The sequence below is a fragment of the Pseudomonas sp. GW821-FHT07F05 genome (assembly GCF_059418765.1).
On the sequence record NZ_JBWKQL010000003.1, the window covers coordinates 101,957 to 122,655 of the forward strand.

20 protein-coding genes are annotated in these 20,699 nt (G+C 61.8%); 14 read left to right on the forward strand and 6 right to left on the reverse strand.

The features are described from left to right. Positions 1 to 2: 2 nt before the first annotated feature. A complete protein-coding gene (gene tldD, locus AC07RO_RS08210) occupies positions 3 to 1,445 on the forward strand; it encodes a metalloprotease TldD (RefSeq protein WP_495085800.1) in 1,443 nt (480 codons plus the stop codon). A 48-nt stretch (positions 1,446 to 1,493) separates the two neighbouring features. On the opposite strand, the gene yjgA is transcribed toward tldD, so the two are convergent. Continuing rightward, entirely contained in the window at positions 1,494 to 2,015 is a 522-nt protein-coding gene (gene yjgA, locus AC07RO_RS08215) for a ribosome biogenesis factor YjgA (protein ID WP_133776245.1), read from the reverse strand. Positions 2,016 to 2,108: 93 nt separating this feature from the next. Between yjgA and pmbA the strand changes: the two genes are divergently transcribed. The 5 genes from pmbA to AC07RO_RS08240 all read left to right on the forward strand — a co-directional run bounded on the left by pmbA (position 2,109) and on the right by AC07RO_RS08240 (position 6,057). Further along, the gene (gene pmbA / locus AC07RO_RS08220; protein ID WP_282370444.1) at positions 2,109 to 3,455 is read left to right on the forward strand and encodes a metalloprotease PmbA; all 1,347 of its coding nucleotides are present in this window, start codon (positions 2,109 to 2,111) and stop codon (positions 3,453 to 3,455) included. A gap of 167 nt (positions 3,456 to 3,622) precedes the next feature. After that, positions 3,623 to 4,054, forward strand: a complete 432-nt coding sequence (locus AC07RO_RS08225; RefSeq protein WP_244655824.1) for a FagA protein — start codon at positions 3,623 to 3,625, stop codon at positions 4,052 to 4,054. 11 nt (positions 4,055 to 4,065) lie between these two features. Continuing rightward, a complete protein-coding gene (locus tag AC07RO_RS08230; RefSeq protein WP_346625617.1) occupies positions 4,066 to 4,527 on the forward strand; it encodes a DUF2753 family protein in 462 nt (153 codons plus the stop codon). Between the two features lies 1 nt (position 4,528). Further along, positions 4,529 to 5,140 (forward strand): superoxide dismutase, encoded by a 612-nt coding sequence (locus AC07RO_RS08235; RefSeq protein WP_346625616.1) that lies wholly within the window; start codon positions 4,529 to 4,531, stop codon positions 5,138 to 5,140. 29 nt (positions 5,141 to 5,169) lie between these two features. Then, complete coding sequence (locus AC07RO_RS08240) at positions 5,170 to 6,057, forward strand: ZIP family metal transporter (protein ID WP_346625615.1); 888 nt, start codon at positions 5,170 to 5,172, stop codon at positions 6,055 to 6,057. 25 nt (positions 6,058 to 6,082) lie between these two features. Here AC07RO_RS08240 and AC07RO_RS08245 read toward each other — a convergent pair whose 3' ends face one another. Continuing rightward, on the reverse strand, positions 6,083 to 6,505 hold the full coding sequence (locus AC07RO_RS08245; protein ID WP_495085801.1) for a DUF1810 domain-containing protein: 423 nt from the start codon (positions 6,503 to 6,505) through the stop codon (positions 6,083 to 6,085). 153 nt (positions 6,506 to 6,658) lie between these two features. Between AC07RO_RS08245 and AC07RO_RS08250 the strand changes: the two genes are divergently transcribed. Then, entirely contained in the window at positions 6,659 to 7,000 is a 342-nt protein-coding gene (locus tag AC07RO_RS08250) for a zinc ribbon domain-containing protein YjdM (protein WP_074886446.1), read from the forward strand. A 73-nt stretch (positions 7,001 to 7,073) separates the two neighbouring features. Next, complete coding sequence (locus tag AC07RO_RS08255; RefSeq protein ID WP_192170707.1) at positions 7,074 to 7,247, forward strand: hypothetical protein; 174 nt, start codon at positions 7,074 to 7,076, stop codon at positions 7,245 to 7,247. A 186-nt stretch (positions 7,248 to 7,433) separates the two neighbouring features. On the opposite strand, the gene AC07RO_RS08260 is transcribed toward AC07RO_RS08255, so the two are convergent. The 4 genes from AC07RO_RS08260 to AC07RO_RS08275 are packed head-to-tail and all read right to left on the reverse strand — an operon-like array spanning position 7,434 to position 13,799. Next, positions 7,434 to 8,798, reverse strand: a complete 1,365-nt coding sequence (locus tag AC07RO_RS08260) for a heavy metal sensor histidine kinase (protein WP_495085802.1) — start codon at positions 8,796 to 8,798, stop codon at positions 7,434 to 7,436. After that, on the reverse strand, positions 8,788 to 9,465 hold the full coding sequence (locus AC07RO_RS08265) for a heavy metal response regulator transcription factor (protein ID WP_122534987.1): 678 nt from the start codon (positions 9,463 to 9,465) through the stop codon (positions 8,788 to 8,790). Before AC07RO_RS08265 ends, AC07RO_RS08260 begins: the two co-directional genes overlap by 11 nt. Positions 9,466 to 9,489: 24 nt before the next feature. Next, the gene (locus AC07RO_RS08270; protein WP_495085803.1) at positions 9,490 to 12,642 is read right to left on the reverse strand and encodes a multidrug efflux RND transporter permease subunit; all 3,153 of its coding nucleotides are present in this window, start codon (positions 12,640 to 12,642) and stop codon (positions 9,490 to 9,492) included. Further along, positions 12,639 to 13,799, reverse strand: a complete 1,161-nt coding sequence (locus AC07RO_RS08275) for an efflux RND transporter periplasmic adaptor subunit (RefSeq protein ID WP_495085804.1) — start codon at positions 13,797 to 13,799, stop codon at positions 12,639 to 12,641. The genes AC07RO_RS08270 and AC07RO_RS08275 overlap by 4 nt, the downstream gene beginning before the upstream one ends. 296 nt (positions 13,800 to 14,095) lie before the next feature. Here AC07RO_RS08275 and AC07RO_RS08280 point away from each other — a divergent pair, with 296 nt between their 5' ends. The 6 genes from AC07RO_RS08280 to AC07RO_RS08305 all read left to right on the forward strand — a co-directional run bounded on the left by AC07RO_RS08280 (position 14,096) and on the right by AC07RO_RS08305 (position 20,653). After that, positions 14,096 to 14,425: a hypothetical protein gene (locus AC07RO_RS08280; RefSeq protein WP_192170711.1), complete on the forward strand. Its 330-nt coding sequence runs from the start codon at positions 14,096 to 14,098 to the stop codon at positions 14,423 to 14,425. A gap of 341 nt (positions 14,426 to 14,766) precedes the next feature. Further along, a complete protein-coding gene (locus AC07RO_RS08285) occupies positions 14,767 to 15,351 on the forward strand; it encodes a fimbrial protein (RefSeq protein WP_282370418.1) in 585 nt (194 codons plus the stop codon). Positions 15,352 to 15,424: 73 nt separating this feature from the next. Further along, the gene (locus AC07RO_RS08290) at positions 15,425 to 16,168 is read left to right on the forward strand and encodes a fimbrial biogenesis chaperone (protein WP_495085805.1); all 744 of its coding nucleotides are present in this window, start codon (positions 15,425 to 15,427) and stop codon (positions 16,166 to 16,168) included. 285 nt (positions 16,169 to 16,453) lie between these two features. Continuing rightward, positions 16,454 to 18,874: a fimbria/pilus outer membrane usher protein gene (locus AC07RO_RS08295; protein WP_495085806.1), complete on the forward strand. Its 2,421-nt coding sequence runs from the start codon at positions 16,454 to 16,456 to the stop codon at positions 18,872 to 18,874. Continuing rightward, positions 18,871 to 19,659 (forward strand): fimbrial biogenesis chaperone, encoded by a 789-nt coding sequence (locus AC07RO_RS08300; protein ID WP_495085807.1) that lies wholly within the window; start codon positions 18,871 to 18,873, stop codon positions 19,657 to 19,659. Before AC07RO_RS08295 ends, AC07RO_RS08300 begins: the two co-directional genes overlap by 4 nt. Position 19,660: 1 nt before the next feature. Further along, positions 19,661 to 20,653 (forward strand): fimbrial protein, encoded by a 993-nt coding sequence (locus AC07RO_RS08305; RefSeq protein ID WP_495085808.1) that lies wholly within the window; start codon positions 19,661 to 19,663, stop codon positions 20,651 to 20,653. Positions 20,654 to 20,699: the final 46 nt, after the last annotated feature.

A 20,699-nucleotide genomic window follows, 5' to 3' on the forward strand; every position in this document is an offset into this window, starting at 1 on the left:
ATATGAGCCACTTGTCCTCTGTCAGCGAACACCTTCTGGCACCAGGCGGCCTGAGCATCGACAGCCTGCAATCGGTGCTCGGCGAGCTGGCCGGCCCCGGCATTGATGCGGCCGACCTGTATTTTCAGGGGCAGATTTCCGAGTCCTGGGCGCTGGAAGACGGCATCGTCAAGGAAGGCAGTTTCAACCTGGACCAGGGCGTCGGCGTCCGCGCGCAATCGGGTGAGAAAACCGGCTTTGCCTACAGCAACGCCATCACCCCTGAAGCTTTGACCCAGGCGGCGCGCGCCGCGCGCTCGATTTCCCGCGCGGGCCAGAACGGTCGTGTTCAGGCGTTCACCACCCAGGACGTCGCCCAGCTGTACGCGCCGGACAACCCGCTGGAAGTCATGACCCGCGCCGAGAAAGTCGAATTGCTCAAGCGTGTCGACGCCGCTACCCGTGCGCTTGACCCGCGCATTCAGCAAGTCACCGTGAGCATGGCCGGTGTCTGGGAACGCATTCTTGTCGCCTCCACTGACGGCGGTCTTGCCGCCGACGTCCGTCCGCTGGTGCGTTTCAACGTCAGCGTGATCGTCGAGCAGAACGGCCGTCGTGAGCGCGGCGGCCATGGCGGCGGCGGTCGCACCGATTACCGTTATTTCCTCAGCGACGACCGCGCCATGGGCTATGCCCGTGAAGCGCTGCGTCAGGCGCTGGTCAATCTCGAAGCCATTCCGGCGCCGGCGGGCACCTTGCCGGTGGTGTTGGGTTCCGGCTGGTCCGGCGTGCTGCTGCACGAAGCGGTCGGCCACGGCCTTGAGGGCGACTTCAACCGCAAGGGCAGCTCGGCATACAGCGGTCGCATGGGCGAGATGGTTGCGTCGAAACTCTGCACTATTGTCGATGACGGCACGTTGGCCGATCGCCGCGGTTCTCTCACCGTCGATGACGAAGGCACCCCGACCGAGTGCACCACGCTGATCGAAAACGGCGTGCTCAAGGGCTACATGCAAGACAAGCTCAACGCACGGCTGATGGGCGTCGCGCGCACGGGCAATGGTCGTCGCGAGTCTTACGCGCACCTGCCGATGCCGCGCATGACCAATACCTACATGCTCGGCGGCCAGAGTGATCCGGAGGAAATCATCGCCTCGGTCAAGCGCGGGATCTACTGCGCCAACCTCGGTGGCGGGCAGGTCGATATCACCAGCGGCAAGTTCGTGTTCTCCACCAGCGAGGCCTATCTGATCGAAGACGGCAAAATCACCGCACCGGTCAAAGGCGCGACGCTGATTGGTAACGGCCCGGAATGCATGAGCCGCGTGTCGATGGTCGGCAACGATCTGTCCCTGGACAGTGGCGTGGGCACCTGCGGCAAGGACGGTCAATCGGTTCCAGTCGGCGTCGGTCAGCCCACGCTGAAGATCGATGCGATCACCGTTGGTGGCACAGGCGGGGCTTGATAATCGAGGGGCTTGCGCCGGTTGAGTGATTCAAACGGCGCAGCAGTTCTAGCGCAGTCCGCGTTTGCTTTCGTCTAGCTCGCGGATGTATTTGAAGATTTTGCGGGTCGCGGTAGGGGCCTTGTTCTGCGCGGCTTCATGCTGAGCCTGACGGATCAGCGAGCGCAGTTGCTGACGGTCGGCGTCCGGGTATTCACTGACGAACTGCTCAAGCACGTCGTCGGTACCGGTCACCAGGCGATCACGCCAGCGTTCCAGATTGTGGAAGCGCTCGTTGTACTGGCGCGTAGAAGCGTCGAGCTGATCGAGCAGCACCAGGATTTCATCCAGATCCTGATCGCGCATCAGCTTGCCGATGAATTGAATGTGGCGTTTGCGCGCAATGTGCGCGGTGTGCTTGGAAGCATCGGCCAATGCCCGACGCAGAGGGTCGGTCAGAGGCAGCTTGGCCAGCACATCGGGCTTGAATGTCGTCAAGCGTTCGCCCAGCTCCACCAGAGCGTGAAGCTCTCGTTTGACCTGGGTTTTGCTTTTCTCTCCGTCGAAGGAGTCGTCGTAAGAATCAACCATGGGGGCCGTCCGCAAATAAACGCCGCCATGATAACCAGTCAGGGCCCGGTTGTCCGGCCCGGCTGCTGAAATCAGAATTTGATGGAGAACGTCATGAGTGCATCAGAAAGCGTCGGCCCGCAGGCTTTGCCGGCATTGCAGCAGCAGGTCGAGCAGATCGTCGCTGAAGCCAAGCGTCAGGGCGCGACTGCGTGTGAAGTCGCCGTGTCGCTGGAGCAGGGCCTGTCCACCACGGTTCGCCAGCGCGAAGTCGAGACAGTCGAATTCAACCGCGATCAGGGTTTCGGCATCACCTTGTACGTGGGCCACCGCAAGGGTTCGGCCAGCACCTCCGCGAGCGGCCCCGACGCCATTCGTGAAACCGTTGCCGCGGCCTTGGCCATCGCCAAACACACGTCGGAAGACGAGGCCTCGGGTCTCGCCGACGCCGCCTTGATGGCGAAAGACCAGCCGGATTTCGACCTCTATCACCCGTGGGACATTACCCCCGAACAGGCCATCGAACGTGCGCTGATCTGTGAAGCCGCGGCCTTCGACGCCGACAGCCGGATCAAGAACGCCGACGGCACCACGCTGAACGTGCATCAGGGCTGCCGCGTCTACGGCAACAGTCACGGTTTCATCGGCGGCTACGCGTCGACCCGCCACAGCCTGAGCTGCGTGATGATCGCCGAGGGCGAAGGGCAGATGCAGCGCGACTACTGGTATGACGTGAATCGCCGTGGCGAGCTGTTGATGGACGCCAGACTCATCGGCCAGAAAGCCGCCGAGCGCGCCGCGAGCCGACTGGGCGCACGGCCGGTGCCGACTTGCGAAGTGCCGGTGCTGTTCTCGGCAGAATTGGCGGGCGGTTTGTTCGGCAGTTTTATGGGCGCGATTTCCGGCGGCAACCTGTACCGCAAGTCGTCTTTCCTTGAAGGCGCCATCGGTCAACGTCTGTTCCCCGAGTGGATGACCATCGACGAGCGTCCGCATCTGGTCGGCGCCATGGGCAGCTCCGCGTTCGACGGCGATGGCCTGGCGACTTACGCCAAGCCTTTCGTCGAAAACGGTGATCTGGTCTCCTACATCCTCAGCACCTATTCGGGCCGCAAACTCGGCCTGCCGAGCACCGCGAACGCAGGTGGCGTGCATAACCTGTTCGTCAGCCACAGCACTGAGGACCAGGCGGCGCTGATCCGCCGAATGGGACGCGGGCTGTTGGTCACCGAGCTAATGGGCAGCGGCCTGAACATGGTCACCGGCGATTATTCTCGCGGCGCGGCAGGTTTTTGGGTCGAGAACGGCGAGATCCAGTTCCCGGTTCAGGAAGTAACCATCGCCGGCAACATGCGCGACATGTTCAAGCAGATCGTCGCCGTGGGCAGTGATCTGGAGTTGCGCAGCAACATCCGCACCGGCTCTGTGCTGATCGAGAAAATGATGGTCGCGGGCAGCTGAGTTCGTCCTGTTCGGCCGCTTCACCCAAAAGGCCTGCCCCGATTTCGGTGCGGGCCTTTTTCATGGGCAATTTCAAGCTCCGTGCTTGAACTCAATCCATCGGCGGGGTTGTTTTGATTCTTAAACTCATTTAATAATGAATCTCATTCGTTAAGTGGGCCTCGGTCATGGGCACTGTTCTGCACGAGTCGCCGTACCTGGAAAACTGGCGCGCGTTGAGTCTGCGGATTCGCTGCGCGCTGGATCCGGACGAGCCGCGGCTCATCGAACACTACCTTGCGGAAGGCCGTTACCTGGCGCGCTTTACCGCCACGCCCAAATCCCTCATCTGTGAAAGCACTTTTCGCCTGCTGATCGACACCGCCAGCGATACCGCGCTGCCCTGGCATTGGCGTTGTCTGTGCTTGGACCAGGCATGGCGTCCGCTGCGAGACATGCAGGCGCTTGCTTTCTCCGCTGCTCAGTTGGAACGCGTTCAGGCCTTCGCCCAGCGCCTGGCGACCTGCGCACTGCTGCCGTCGATTCCGCTGACGGAACCCGCGCCATCGAATCCGCAAAACGCCCTGCCGACGGCTTCTGATCGCCGGCGCCATTCATGAGGATCTGCGCCATGGAGCAATGGAAACGTACCATCCTGAGCGGTAACAGTTGCTTCAACCGAGGCGACCTGATCGATGCGCGCGAGCTGTACCTGCAAGCCCTCGCGCTGGCGCAAGTGCTGTTCGACCGTTGGAGCGTCGCCGATGAGGCCGTGGCGGCGTTCGTGATTTCGCACCACAACCTGGCGGATCTGCACCTGAGCCTGGGTCAGCCGGAGGAGAGCGCCGAATACCTCTGCGCCGTCCATCAGCGCCTGTTGAATGTGATTCAGGACACGCAAATGACGCCTGCCCTGCGACAGGCGGCGCTGCGGCACAGTAATAAAACCTACAGCGAACTCTTGGGTTTCGTCGGCCAATACGGCGAGTACCCACGCACCCGTCGCCTGCTCAACAGCAACGGCGAACATTCCCGCTCGGCGCTTCAGCACCACGTTGCCCGCGCCGGCACCCTCTCGTTTGGAGTCCACTGACATGCCGTTTACCTTGCCAGCCTTGCCCTACGCCTACGATGCACTCGAGCCGCACATCGACGCGCAGACCATGGAAATCCACTACACCAAGCACCACCAGACCTACATCAACAACCTCAACGCGGCGGTCGACGGCACAGAATACGCGGAGTGGCCGATCGAGAAGCTGGTCGCCAGCGTCGCCGAGCTTCCGGAAAAACTGCGCCCGGCGGTGATCAATCAAGGCGGCGGTCATGCCAACCATTCGCTGTTCTGGGAAGTGATGAGCCCCCACGGGGGCGGCCTGCCAAGCGGTGCGCTGGCGACGGCGATCAACGAGCAAGTAGGCGGATTCGACGCGTTCAAGGACGCCTTCACCAAGGCAGCGCTGACCCGCTTCGGCAGCGGCTGGGCCTGGCTGAGCGTTACCCCGGACAAAAAACTCGTGGTTGAAAGCAGTGGCAATCAGGACAGCCCGCTCATGAATGGCAACACGCCGATCCTCGGGCTGGACGTCTGGGAGCATGCCTATTACCTGCGCTACCAGAACCGTCGTCCGGAATACATCGCCGCGTTCTATAACGTCGTCAACTGGGATGAGGTTGCCAAGCGCTACGCAGCGGCGCTCGGCTGAAATTTCCCAGACCTCGGATAAGGCGATTTATGCGTTCGGACATACTGGCTCTCGGCAGCGTGCGGTTATTGCGGCTGGCATTGGGCTCGATTCTGGTCCTCGTTGGCACCGGCCTGCTGGTGGCCCAGGGACTTTCATGGGTTGCACTTGAGCCGAGAATGTTGCGAGCGCTGGAAGGTGGCGCCATCTGCGCATTGGGCACCGCGCTGGGTGCCGTGCCGGTGCTGGTGATCCGCGGCATGCCGGTGGCGGTGTCCGACGGCCTGCTGGGATTCGGCGCCGGCATCATGCTGGCGGCGACGGCGTTTTCATTGATCGTGCCGGGCCTTGGCGCGGCCCACGATTTGGGCTTTACCCCGTGGGGCGCCGGTGCGTTGATCAGCTTCGGGATATTGCTCGGCGCGGCGGGCCTGTTTCTGGTCGACACGCTGGTCTCCAGAGGACCGCAGTTGTCGGAGGTGGCCGGGAAACCGGCGATTCCCTCGAACATCTGGCTGTTTGTAATTGCCATCATTGCCCACAACATTCCCGAAGGCATGGCGGTGGGCGTGTCGGCGGGTGGTGGTCTGGCTCACGCCGACAGCCTGGCGATGGGTATCGCCATTCAGGATGTGCCGGAAGGGCTGGTCATTGCGCTGGTGCTGGCGTCTGCCGGCATGTCGCGGCTCAAGGCGTTTCTGATCGGCGCGGCGTCCGGGTTGGTCGAGCCGGTGTTCGCCGTGCTCTGCGCCTGGCTGGTGGAAGTGGCCGCGTTGCTGTTGCCGGTGGGTCTGGCGCTGGCAGCCGGGGCGATGCTGCTGGTGGTGACCCACGAAATCATCCCCGAATCCCGCCGCAACGGTCACGACAAAATTGCCAGCTTCGGATTGCTGGTCGGGTTCTGCCTGATGATGGTGATGGACACGGCGTTGGCCTGAGGGTGAGTGCAGGTGAAAGCCTGCCTCAACCCAGCTTCGACAGCGTCACGGCATCCGGCTTGCCGTCGAAAAACGCCTCAAGCACTTCCTGAAAAACCCGCGTTTCAGGCGCGAACGCTGCAAACAGGGTCATGCTCGAGCGCAGCTTCATGTCGTCCGGCGAGCCCATGATTTGCGTGGCGCTGCGAGCTTTCCACTCAAGCAACGCCTCGCAACAGCGCGCCAACCGTTCGCCCAATACCGGATGCTGCAAGTAGGCAATCGCCTCCTCACGCCCACTGATACCGTACCGCCGGGCCATGTCGCTGTGGCCCAGACCCGCGACTTGCGGGAACACGAACCACATCCAGTGCGACTGTTTGCGCCCGGATTTAAGCTCCGCCAATGCGCGTTCGTGGGTCGACGCTTGCGCCTCGACAAATCGCTGCAGGTCAAATGGATCGTTCATGGCTGACTCCTCGCCCTGACCACGGCATCTCGCCGTGCTTGGGATTCAGACTACCGCAGCGGGCGATGTTTCCAGCGTTTTCAGGCGCCCGCTCCTCAGGTGGATAAAAACCCTTATAATCCTGCGACTATTCCTTCTGATGCGAGATCCGCCGTGAGCTTACCGCCGTGCCCAAAATGCAGTTCCGAGTACACCTACGAAGATGGCAGCCAGTTCGTGTGCCCGGAATGCGCCCACGAATGGTCGGCTGACGGCGCCAGCGCCGAAGCGGGCGACGACACCAAAGTCATCAAGGACGCCGTGGGCAACACCCTGCAGGACGGCGACACCGTCACGGTCATCAAAGACCTGAAGGTCAAAGGCTCGTCGCTGGTGGTCAAGGTCGGCACCAAGGTCAAAAACATCCGTCTGGTGGACGGCGATCACGACATCGACTGCAAAATCGACGGCATCGGCGCGATGAAGCTGAAGTCGGAGTTTGTGAAGAAGGGTTGATCGCCACGAGGATCGTTCCTCACGCTCCGCGTGGGAACGATCAAGCCAACTATGGATTCTTGGGGCATGTAGTGTGAAAGACTCAATCCTGCTGCTGGCAGTCGCTGTGATTGTCGCCTTTGCTGCGTGGGTGTTTTGGCACTACGTAGGTCTGAACGGTTTTGAACTACTAAGCACTTTAATGATTGTGTCGCTTGCGGTGGACAACACGCGCTTGCGGCGCGAAGTGAAAAAACGCAGGGCTTAATCGGTAGACAAGAGATCCAGGCGACCTCGCCGCTGCTCGCCTGTGATCGTTCCTCACGCTCCGCGTAGGAATGCCGCTCATGACGCTCCGCGTCCTTTAAACGCAAATTGGGGACGCGGAGCATCCCGCGCGGCGTTACCACGCGGAGCGTGGGAACGATCATAATCCAGACGTCCGCACGCCCACTCAACTCGGCAAATTGATCCCGAACGTATTCACCCCATGCTCGCTGCGCACGAACACGGTGCCGCCGTGCATCAGGGCGATGGCTTTGACGATCGCCAGGCCAAGCCCGTGGTTGGCGCCGCTGTTGCTGCGCGAGGCATCGACGCGGTAGAAGCGTTCGAACAGTTTCGGCAGATGTTCCCCGGCGATCGGCGCGCCGGGGTTGGTCACGCCGATGCTGACGTGATCGCCCTCATCGCGGATATCCACATGAATCAACTGCCCTGGCGAGGTGTGCTGCACCGCATTGTGCAGCAGGTTGATCAGCGCCCGGCGCAAGTGCGCGGTTTCGATGGGCGCGTTGGCATCGCCTCGCACCTCAACCTGCACCTGGGCGTCTTCCAGAATGAAATCCAGATAATCCAGGGTCTTCGCCACTTCCTGAGCGAGTGAGGCCTGGGTCAGTTGCGTGGCCTTGCTGCCCTGATCGGCGCTGGCCAGAAACAGCATGTCATTGATGATCGAGCGCAGCCGCTCAAGCTCCTCAAGGTTGGATTGCAGCACCTCGAAGTAATGCTCGGCCGACCGCCCCCGGGTCAGCGCCACCTGGGTCTGGCCGATGAGATTGGTCAGTGGCGAGCGCAGTTCATGGGCGACGTCGGCGTTGAACGACTCCAGCCGCGAATAGGCCTGCTCAACCCGGTCCAGCGTCGAGTTGAACGAGGTCACGAACTGATCCAGCTCCGGCGGCAGATGCGACAACTTCAGGCGCCCGCTCAATCGAGGCGGCGTCAGTTTGCGCGCCTCCAGCGACAGTTCCGTCAGTGGTTTCAGGCCGATGCGCGCCACCCAGTAACCCAGTGCTGAGGCGAGGAGAATGCCGACGGCTGCCAGACTGATCAGCGCGATGAGCAGGGAGTGTTGGGTCTGCCAGAAGGTTTCGGTGTCGACCGCTGTGAGAAAACGCAGCGGCGGGCGTTGATCTTTCGCCGGGAACTGACTGACCAGCACTTTGAACGGGTAATCATGGCCGCTCAGGTTCAAGTCGCGCATGCCCAAGGGGCCCTTGGCGAAAGCGCGGATCTCGGCGTCGGGGTTACCGAATTCATAGGTCGGGTTGTCGCTGACCACCCAAAAGCGCAGGCGTTTGTCTTCCTCGCTGAGCAACCGGAGCTTGGCGTTGATCTTCGCCCAGTGTTCGGGCGTTCCGTAACGCTGGACGGCCGATTCGAGCACGCTGTATCGGGCGTCGACTTCGGCTTCCGGCAGCAGACCCAAGCCCTTGTCCACTTGCAGGTAAAGCGCCCAGCCGATCAACAGAAACACCATCAGCGCCACGAGGGCGAACATGCCGCTCAGGCGCAGGGCGATGGAGTTAGTCGACACGACGGCTCTCCAGCACGTAACCCATGCCGCGGATGGTGTGCAGCAGTTTTTGCTCGAACGGCCCGTCGAGCTTGGCGCGCAGACGCTTGATCGCGACTTCGACGACGTTGGCATCGCTGTCGAAATTTACGTCCCAGACCATCTCGGCAATCGATGTCTTCGACAGGATTTCCCCCTGACGCCGCGCCAGTACGCTGAGCAGCGAAAACTCCTTGGCGGTGAGGTCCAGACGCACACCGGCCCGCGTGGCCTTGCGGCTGATCAGGTCGATCCACAAATCGGCGACGCTGATCTGCACCGGCTCGTGACCGCCGCTGCGCCGGGTCAGGGCTTGCAAACGCGCGACCAGCTCCAGAAACGAAAAGGGCTTGCCGAGGTAATCGTCAGCGCCTTCGCGCAGGCCGCGTATGCGATCGTCGACGTTCTCGCGGGCGGTGAGCATGATCACCGGCGTCTGTTTGCGCGCGCGCAGGGCACGCAGCACGCCATAACCGTCCAGACCCGGCAGCATGACGTCAAGAATGATCACCGCGTATTCACTCTCCAGCGCCATGTGCAGGCCTTCGATGCCTTCGCGCGCGACGTCGGTGGTGTAACCCTGCTCGGTCAGGCCCCGGTGCAGGTAATCGGCGGTTTTCTCTTCGTCTTCGATAATCAGGACACGCATCGGTCCACGCTCACTTGTTGATGCTTACTTATAGGTGCTTGTTTCAACGGCTTGCTTTTCCGCACCCAATTGAACTGCGGCTGGCCTGGACGCTGTCGGGTCCGGCGTCGGACGCTGGCGATGGAAAAGTCGCTCAAGCTGCAGGTAGATCACCGGCGTGGTGAACAGCGTCAGCGCCTGGCTCACCAGCAATCCCCCGACAACGGCAATGCCCAACGGCTGACGCAGTTCAGCGCCGACACCATAACCGAGCATCAAGGGCAGCGCGCCGAGCAATGCGGCCAGCGTGGTCATGATGATGGGCCGGAAGCGCGTCAGACACGCTTCATAAATGGCGTCACGCGGGGACATTCCGCGATTGCGTTGAGCGTCCAGCGCGAAGTCCACCAGCAGGATGCCGTTCTTCTTGACGATGCCGATCAGCAGCACGATCCCGATCAGGCCCATGATCGAAAAGTCCTGACCCATCAGCCACAGCAGCAACAGCGCACCGATACCCGCGGAGGGCAGGGTGGAAATGATGGTCAGCGGATGGACGAAGCTTTCATAAAGCACGCCAAGGATGATGTACACCGCCACCAGCGCGGCGAGGATCAGCCACGGCTGGTTGGCCAGCGAACTCTGGAACGCCTGGGCCGCGCCCTGGAAGTTGCCGATGATCGAGGCCGGCATGCCGATTTCGTTCTTCGCCTGATCGAGCAGCACCACGGCATCCCCCAGCGCCACGCCCGCCGACAGGTTGAACGACAGGTTGGCGGCCGGGAACATGCCGTCATGGCTGATCGACAACGGGCCCATCTTCGGCGCACCGACCTTGGCCAGCGCTGACAGCGGCACCATTTCATTGGTCAGCGGCGAACGCAGGTAGAAGTAGTTCAGGCTTTCGGCCTTGCCGCGCTGTTGCGGCTCCAGCTCCAGAATGACTTTGTACTGGTTGATGTCGGTCTGGTATTCGTTGATCTGCCGCTGACCAAAAGCGTCGTACAGCGCCTGATCGACGTCCGCCGTGGTCAGGCCGAAGCGCGCGGCGGCGCTGCGGTCGATGTCCAGGTGCGTGACGCTGCCGCCCAGTTGCAAGTCGTTGGAGAGGTCACGGAAAGCCGACAGGGTTTTCAGCTTATCGGTCAACTTCTGCGTCCAGACATTCAGCAGCGCGCCGTCGTTACTCTTGAGCACGTACTGATACTGCGCGCGGCTCGGCCCTGAACTCAGGTTGATGTCCTGCCCGGCCCGCAGGTACAGGACGATGCCGGGGATCTGCGCCAGTTTCGGCCGGATCCGGTCAATGAATTGGCTGGCTGTCACATCCCGGTCTTCGCGGTCTTTTAGGGCAATCCACACCCGGCCGTTGGCAATCGTCTGGTTGCTGCCGCTGACGCCAACCGAGTGCGAGAACGCTTTGACCGCCGGATCGGCGGCGATGATTTTCGCCAGCTGTTTGTGTTTCTCGATCATGTCCGGGAATGAAATATCCGCCGCCGCTTCGCTCGTGCCCAGCACCATGCCGGTGTCCTGCACCGGGAAGAAACCTTTGGGGATCAGGACATAGCCGGCCACCGCCAGCACCAGGGTCAGGCCAAAAATCCCCATCATCAATCGCTGGTGGGCGAGGGCGAAGCGCACGCCGCGGGCATACCGCGCGAGCAGTCGCTCACCGAAGCCGGGCTTGGCGTGGGGATCGTGTTTCGGTGCGCGCATGAACAGCGCCGCCAGGGTCGGCGCCAGGGTCAGCGACACCACCACCGAAATCAGAATGGTCGACGTCGCGGTCAGCGCGAACTCCTTGAAAAGCCTGCCGACCACGCCGCCCATGAAAAGCAGCGGAATGAACGCGGCAATCAGCGAGAAGCTGATCGACACCACGGTGAAGCCGATTTCACTGGAACCCTTGATTGCCGCATCGCGCATGCTGTCGCCGGCTTCCAGGTGCCGATGGATGTTTTCGACCACGACAATCGCATCGTCGACGACAAACCCAACGGCCACCACGATCGCCACCAATGTCAGGTTGTTCAGGCTGAAGCCGAGCACGTACATCAGCGCGAAACTGGCGACGAGGGACACGCCCAGCACGGCGGTCACGATCAGCGTCGCCGAGAGCTGGCGCAGGAACAGCGCCATGACCGCGATGACCAGGGCGATGGCGATCAGCAGCGTCATTTCCACTTCATGCAGCGACGCACGGATGGTTTTGGTCCGGTCGCTGAGGACCGAGACGTCCACCGACGCCGGGAGCATTTCCTGCAACTTGGGCAACTGGCCGAGTACGCGATCGACTGTCTCAACGATGTTCGCGCCGGGCTGGCGAAACACCACAATGTTCACACCCTGCTGATCCCCGGACCAGGCGCGCACGTAGGCGTTTTCCGACCCGTTGACGACCCGCGCCACGTCGCGCAAATGAACCGGCGCGCCGTCTTTGTAGGAAACGATCAGTTGCTCGTAGTCCTTCGCCTGAAACAGCTGGTCGTTGGAGGCGAGGGTGGAGATGCTGTCTTTGCCGTACAGCGCGCCCTTGGCCAGGTTCAGGCTGGTCTGCTGCAGGGATTCCCGCAGATCGGCGAGGGTCAGACCGATCGACGCGAGTTTCTCGGGCGCCGCCTGGACACGGATCGCCGGACGTTGCTGACCGGTGATGTTGACCTGTCCGACGCCGTCGATCTGGCTCAACTGACGCGCCAGCAGGGATTCGGTGACGTCGCTGAGTTCGGTGCCGGGCATCAGGTTCGAGCTGACGCTGAGGATCAGCACCGGGCTGTCCGCCGGGTTGACCTTGCGCCAGGTCGGCAGCGTTGGCAAATCCGCGGGCAAGCGCCCGGCTGCCGTGTTGATGGCTGCCTGCACTTCCTGCGCGGCGGTGTCGATGCTTTTGTTGAGGGTGAACTGCAGCGTCAGGTTGGTCGAGCCCAGCGCGCTGCTCGACGTCATCTGGGTCATGCCGGGAATGGCGCTGAACTGCACTTCAAGGGGCGTCGCCACTGACGACGCCATGGTTTCCGGGCTGGCGCCGGGCAACTGGGCAGCAACCTGAATCGTCGGAAATTCGGCTTCCGGCAGCGGCGCCACCGGCAGGCGAGGGAAGGCGATGCAGCCCAGCAGCACCAGCGCGAAGGTCAGCAAAACGGTGGCGATCGGGTGGTTGACGCACCAGGCGGAGATAGAACCGCGGCTGTTCATTTTGCCGCCCCGGTGGAGTCGGCCAGGGTGTCTACAGGATCACCCTTGACCACCTCGATCCGCGCGCCGTTTTTCAAACGTGACTGACCATCGCTGACCAGCACGTCATTGGCCTCCACCCCGCTGATGAGCATCAGGTCGCTGTCCTGATACAGCACGTTGACCGGCACCACTTCAGCCGTGTCGCCTTTGATCCGATACACGTAATGCTGGTCGATGCCGCGCTGCACCACTTGCGGCGGGACCTTCAGGGCACCGCGGTCGATGGCGGTCTGAATGCGCACGGTCACCAGTTGCCCGGGCCACAGCTTCTCTGCGGCGTTGTCGAATATCGCTTTGGCGCGAATGGTGCCCGTGCTGGCCGCCACCTGATTGTCGATCAGCAACAACTTGCCCTGACCCAGGAGCGTGCCGGTTGCGCCTTCGCCGAGGTAAGCGTTGACCGGCGCAGGCATGCTGGAGGCGATCAGATCATGCAGCGTTGGCAGCATCTGCTGCGGCAGGGAAAACTCGACCGCCACCGGGTCGATCTGCGTGACCGAGAACAGCCCGGTTGCATCGCTGACGCGCAGGAAGTTGCCTTCATCAACGTTGCGGATGCCGACCCGGCCTGTCACAGGCGAACGTATTTGCGTGTAGGAAAGCTGTACCTGCGAGGCGTTGATCGACGCCTGATTGCCCAGCGCCGTGGCCTTGAGTTGATCGACCAACGCGTGCTGCTGATCGTACTGCTGTTTCGAGATGCTGTTGTCGACGGTCAGCAGCTTGTAGCGCTTGAGGTCGACATTGGCCACGTTCAGCTGCGCCTGGCTCTGGGTCAACAGCGCTTTGGCCTGATCGAGGGCAGCGCGGATCGAACGATCATCGATGGTTGCCAGCAGATCCCCCGCCTTCACCAGCTGCCCTTCCTTTACCAGCACTTTGGTCAGAATGCCGTCCACCTGAGGGCGAATCACCACGCTTTGCAGCGACAGCACCGAGCCGATCCCGGTGACATAACGCGGCACGTCTTCCTGAGTCACGGTGATCACGCGCACCGGTACGGCAACGGGGGCGCTGACTTTTTTCGCTGCGGGGCGAGTCAATGCCCAGACGCCTGTCACTACGAGCACGACCAACAGGGTCGCGAGCATCACGATTTTGTTCTTCTTCTGCATACAGGGACAGGCCAACCAGTGAATGAGGGGCGTAACCGGGAGCGTCCTTTATAACCCTTTGACCCGGTCAGCAAAATGACTGCTGCCTGTCAATATTGTCAGGTGAATAAGGGCAGACGATGAACGTGGGTAAAGAAACAAGGCCGCAGGGCGATACCCAAATAGAAGCCACGAGTTTCGATGAACGAGTTCTACTGTGACGGGGAAAATTCTTACATAAACTTCGTGAGTTCTGAATGCTTGTTCACAGGGCTCTGACTTACGTCGGTAAGCGGCTCTACTCCGGAGTGTGTGTCATGAAAAGCCTCATGGCTGTTTCGTTGTTGTTCTCGGTCGCAGTTCTCGGCGCTGACGCCATAGCGGGGTCCACCGCGTGGGCCGCCCAAGGTGGCCTGATGTTTCATGGCAGCGTGGTGAATGCCGCGTGCGACGCCCAGGTCTTGAGCGCTCCGTCGGCGGCATTACTTCCGACGACCTTGCAGGCCGACCCTGACGTCACCGTGGGCCTGAGTCGCCACAACGACGCCTGCGGCAAAGGCGTTGTGCCCGTGCAGGCACGTTACACCGAACTGGTTTCCGACCCGCAGAGCCCCCGCGCGGGAATTGTCACGCTGACCTACCAGTAGGCACTGTTCCCCCTCGATTCCCGATCCCCGCTGACGACCCCGGTTCCATTGAGCCGGGGTTTTTCGTGGGTGAGACTTTTACATGGGCGCGTTTTTCAGGTCGGCGTTTAGGTGCCAGGCGCGAAGGTTGGTGAAGGTTCTTCGCGAGCGTTACTCCGCAAACCCCCGGTCGGCGAGGGCTCTGAAACAATAGCGTCATCTCCTACCGAAAAGTCCGACGCGCGCCACTGTCCTTTCAATCCACAGGATGTAGAACGCCTGACAGCCGATCCTGGAAGCGCTGCTTATAGTTCCTCTCGTCCTTTTGGGCACACACGAATCGACACAAGGAACGTCGTTATATGAAAAAGCTTTCTCTTACCCTGGCTATCGTGGCCGCAATGGGGCTTGGCATTTCCGGGACCGCGAATGCTGCGAACAACGGCAAACTTGTTTTCACCGGCACCCTGACCAATATCACGTGTGACATCGGCGCCGGGACTGGCGCCACCCCTGGCAACAACCCCGGCGAGATCAATGTCGACCTGGGCAACGTCTCGTTTTCCGACATCGGTCTCTTCGCCGACAACAAACTTGAAACTGCATCGCCCATCCAGCTGCTGGTCAATTGCACAGGCGGCGCCGCTCAATACAACACCGTGAACATGCGCTTCGTCGCCCGTCAGGGCAGCGGTCTGGATAACCTCGACCAGAAACTGCTGCGGGCTACCGGCGCGGCGGACGGCGTGGGCATCGGCCTGCTCAATGCGTCCAACCAGTTGATGGACCTGAGCGGCAACGAAACCATCGACACGCCGCTGGTCAAGGACGGCGCCGATGGTGCTACCGCCGAGATCAACTTCGGCGCCGTTTATGTCCTCAATGGCGCGACGACCAACCCGGGTAATGCCGACGGCTTCCTGCCGTTCGTGATGGATTACGAGTGATGTAGCAGGCGAGCGGGCAATGGCTCGCTCGCCTTCCTGGCTTATCCGCCTCACAGCCCAAGACGGTCTCACCATGTTTCCTGAATTCCTTCGCGGCTCCGCCCTCTGGCTGGGGTTGCTTCTGGCTGCCCCGGCGCAGGCGGGCATCGTGCTCAACACCACGCGTGTCATCTACCAGGCCACGGACAAGGAGGTCAGTTTCGTTGTGAACAACAGCGGCACGGCTGACATCCTCGCCCAGTCATGGCTTGAAGCGCAGAGCGACACCGAGAATCTGCCCTTCGTCGTCACCCCGCCGCTGGCGCGGATGGCAGGCAGTGCCCCGCAAATGATTCGGGTGATCTACGCCGGCGAAGGTTTGCCCAACGACCGCGAGTCGGTGTTCTGGCTCAACGTCCAGGAGATCCCGCAATCGGCGAAGGACAACCAGCTGCAGATCGCGATTCGCCAGCGCATCAAGCTCTTCTACCGGCCCACCGGGTTGAATGGCGATCCCCTCGATGCGGCAAAAAGCCTGGAGTGGCGCGTATACGACGGCCAGCTGGAAGTCAGTAATCCGACGCCTTATCACGTGTCGATGATCCAGATCGACGCCCGGCAGCAGGGCAAGACGCTGTTCAAGGCGGACAGCAGGATGCTGGCGCCAAAGCAGACCGTCCAATTGCCGCTCACCAAACTGGCCAGCGGTCACGCGGTGGACCTGCGGTTCATCAGCATCAACGATTTCGGCGCGCAGGAGCCGTACAGCGCGAAGGTCTCCGGTGGCCAGACGACTCAAGCCATCAATGTCGCCAACGTCATCACCGGCGCCGAGTAGCCACTCAGTCGGGAAGGCTTTCGCCCAGGTTTTCTTCGGTCGCCGTCATGCGGCTCCAGCGTCTTGCGCCTGCCAAACGTGGTTTGCCAGCGCCCTCGGAATCGAGAACACGAGTGAAACCCGCCAATGGAACCCCGAGATCACCAAAAGGGATATGCACGGATGGCAGCATGCTCTTCACACCTCGACCGCAGGCATCCGGCGCATGAGCCGTTTCGGATCAGCCCGGTGGCGAGGATTATCCTTGCATCGGCAGGGCTGGCACTGGCCTCGCCTGCGACTGCAATGACTGATCAAAACAGCGCCGCGACCCATGTGAAATTCAATACCTCGTTCATTCAGGGCACCGATCAGCCCGCCGATCTCGCGACGTTTTTGCAAGGCAACAGCGTGGTCCCCGGAAGCTATCGGGTGGATGTCTACGTCAACCGTGTGTTGAGCGGGCGGCGTGACATCAACTTCGTCTCCAATGCCGCGAAAGGCACTGTTGAAGCCTGTCTCACCCTGGACATGCTCCGCCAGTTCGGCATGAACACCGACGCCGTGCAGGCCGGTGACGCTTCGCCAACAGCCTGTTTCGATCTCCCGGCGCGGGTCGAATTTGCCCGCGTCGATTATCAGCCGGCGAGCCTGCGCCTGAACATCAGCATCCCTCAGGCGATGATGTCGCGCAGCGCTCGCGGTTACGTGCCGCCGGAGTTATGGGACGAGGGCGAGACGGTCGGTTTCGTGAATTACAACTTCAGCGGCGCGCGTCGCTCCCGCAGCGGCCAGGCTCAAGATCAGGATCAGTATTACTTGAGTGTTCGCAACGGCGTGAACCTCGGTGCCTGGCGACTGCGCAACGAGTCTTCGCTGACCTACGGCAATGACCAGCCCTACCGCTTTCGCAGCAACCGGACGTTCATCCAGCGTGACATCACCTCGCTGAAAAGCCAGCTGACCCTGGGCGAGACTTTTACCGATTCGCAGGTGTTCGACAGCGTTCGGTTCCTCGGCGCGATGATGATGTCCGATGAGGGCATGCTGCCTGACAGTGAGCGGATTTTCGCGCCGGTCATTCGTGGTATTGCCGACACCAACGCATTGGTGGAAGTGCGGCAGAACGGTTTCATGCTGTACAGCGGCAACGTCTCGCCGGGCCCGTTCGAAATCACCGACATCTACCCCAGCGGGTCGAACGGCGATCTGGAAGTGACGGTGGTCGAAGCCGATGGCAGCAAGCGCGTCTTCGTCCAGGCCTACGCGTCACTGCCGATCATGGTGCCGAAAGGCGCGTTGCGCTACAGCCTCGCCGCCGGCCAATACGACAGCAACACGGAAGACGCTTTTTCACCCTCGTTCGCCAGCGGCACACTGGTGTATGGCCTGACCGAACGGTTGACGGCAGCGGGCGGCGTGCAAATCGCCGAGGATTACCAGGCCGGGAACATCGGCGCGGGGGTCAACACCGGGCTCGGCGCGGTGTCGCTGGACCTGACCCAGTCCCTCAGCCGCCAGCGCGAGCAACGCTACAGTGGGCAAAGCCTGCGCCTGCGCTACGCCAATACGCTGGACCTGACCAACACCACCCTCGCCGTGGCTGGTTATCGCTATTCAACGGATCAATACCTGACGTTCGACGATCACGTGGATGCGTTGCAAGAACGTGATGGATCAGCCAGCGGGCGCGCCAAAGATCGCATCGAAATCAGCCTGACTCAGGCGCTGCCGGAGCAGTCTGCGTCGCTGAGCTTTACCGGGTCGGAGCAGCGCTACTGGGACCGTGGCAGTAAGACCCGCCAGCTGTATCTGTCGTGGAACTCGGCGTGGCGCAGCCTTAGCTACAACGTGTCGGTCGAGCGTAACCAGACCTTCGCGCGCAGCGGAGAAAGCCAGTCCGACAACCGCATTGCGCTGACATTGAGCCTGCCGCTGGGAAGCGATTCCGGCTCGTCGCGGCTGTTTGCCAATGCCGTTCGTGACAGCTCCGGCGCGTCCAGCCTGCAGTCCGGCTTGAACGGTCAACTGTTCGACGACCGCAACAGCTTCTACTCGCTGCAGGCCGGCCACGACAGTGCGTCGGGCTCATCGGGCTTCGGCAAACTCAGCACCACCACGGCCTACGGGCGTTTCGATGCGGGCTATGGGCAGGGCAGGGATTATCAGGCGCTGAGCATGGGCGCGTCGGGTTCGGTGGTCGCCCACGCGGGCGGGGTGAATTTCGGTCAGCCCTTGGGCGAGACCTTCGCGCTGGTGCAGGTAAAAGGTGTCAGCGGCGCGCGGCTGAACAATTTCAGCAACGTCGAAACGGCCGATAACGGTTACGCCATCCTGCCTTACGCCCAGCCGTATCGAACCAATTGGGTCAACCTCGACACCCGCCAGTTGGGGGCCGATGTCGAGCTGGAGAATGCCGTGGATCAAGTCGTGCCCCGACGCGGCGCGGCGCCCTTGGTCAGCTTTCGCACGGCAATCGGTCGGCGTGTGCAATTCGAACTGGTGCGAGCCGATGGCAGCCGTTTGCCCATGGGCGCAGCGGTGGAAGACGAGCAGGGCAAGCCGCTGGCGACTGTCGACCCCAGCGGGCGAGCGCTGGTGCTGAGCGAGCGGGACAGCGGCGAGCTCATCGTCAAATGGACCGATCAACAATGCCGTGCATCCTTCGCGCTGCCGCCGAAAGAAGCCCATCGCAGCTACGATCGCCTGAAGGTGCAGTGCCAATGAAGCGCGCCTGTCTGTCAGGGCTTTTTCTGGCCGTCATCAGCGGCATGGCCCAAGGCGCCGTCTCACTGTCAGGCACCCGGTTGATCTTCGACGGCCGTTACAACGAGGCGACGATCGAGGTCAGCAACCGCGGTGATTCCGAGGCCCTGATTCAAGCCTGGCTCGATGCACCGCGCGCAGATGATCCACCGGGCCGTGATAAACCCGGCAATGCGCGCGCAGCCGATCTGCCGTTTGCGTTGACCCCGCCCCTGGCGCGCCTGCCAGCCAAGGGCAAGCAGACCTTGCGCCTGCTCTATGAAGGCGTCGGCATGCCCCAGGACCGGGAGTCGATGCTGCACCTGTACATGCTGGAAATTCCTCGGCGCAGCCCGGCGGTTCAGCAGTTGAGCATTGCCATCCGCCAACGCATCAACGTCTTCTATCGGCCAGCAGCGCTGGCCGGCGACCCGGCCGATGCGGCGCAAACGCTGATCTGGCAACGCGCTCCATCAACCGATGCCACGCTTTCCGTGCGCAACCCGACGCCGTATCACGTTTCGCTGCAGGACCTGCGCATCAATGGCATCGAAGTAGCAGACCACCGGTTGCTGCCACCTTTTTCGGACGCCTCACTGACGCTGCCTGTCATTGGTTTGAAGGGATCAGTGGCTGAAACCCTGAGCTTCAAGGCCATGACCGATTACGGCGGACAGCGCGATTACTGCGCGCCGCTTCAGGGTGGGCAGCCGTTCGCAGTGCCGCTGCGCACGTCGGATTCACACTCACTCATAGGGAAATGCTGACATGAAAAGATCCATCATCCGCGGGTGGCTGACGCTGCCGATCACGTTGCTGATGACGCTATTGATGCCCGGTCTCGCCATGGCGCTGACCTGCAAGACCCAGGGCGCAGGCGCGTCGGTGGTTCGTGCGGACCTGAGCAGCACCGTCGCCATTCCCGCTAACCTGCCTGATGGCAGCGCGGTCTGGCGTTCGGAGCGGCTGAACCTTGCGGTCGAGTGCGCCAGGGACGAACCGGGTGGCCCTGAAGAAGTGTTCCTGTATCTGAACCCGGACAACCTGCAGATCGGACAGGGGATTCGCGCCGGACTCACGTTGAGTGGCATTGATTTCGTGCAGACCAGCGGGCGGGTTCCCACGCAACAGCAAGCGCCGGCCTGCACGGACGCAGGTTCGGCCTGTCCGAGCGTCACGTTCAACCTGCCGTTTTCGGTGTTCATCCAGAAATACGGCCCGACCCCGCCTTCCGGCGTCGCGAGCGATTTGCACGACTATCGGATGTTCCAGCTTGATGGCGGCAGCGGGCAAAATCCCGGGCCTGACGCCACGCTCAGCTACGTCATCAACAACCTTGAGGGCCTGCGGTTCGTCGCCTGTGACGCTGAATTGCGGGTCATGCCCGAGACCGTGGATTTCGGTGACGTGGCCATCCGCAACGTGCGAGTAGGGGAGCCGGCCACTTTTCAGCGCTTCGCGCTGGCTACCAGCCGCACCTGCGAATCGCCGTTCAGCCTCAATGCGCGCATCACACCGGTGTCCGGGATACTCAAGGGTGATGTACTGGTGCCGGTCGACAATGACAGCATCGGCATTCGGATTACCCGTGCCCGCGATGACTCGACCGTGCCGTTCCACGAGCCCTTTCACCTGACCGATCTGCTGGAGGGTGATTACTCCGAGACGGCTGACTTCAACGCCCAGTTGCTGTGGCAAACCAGTACGCCGACCGCGGGGCCGTTTTCAGCGGAAGTCATGGTGGATCTGTTCTACAAATAGGCGCGCGCAGTCGGTCTGTTCACAGCAGCGATCCGCCAGCGATTCA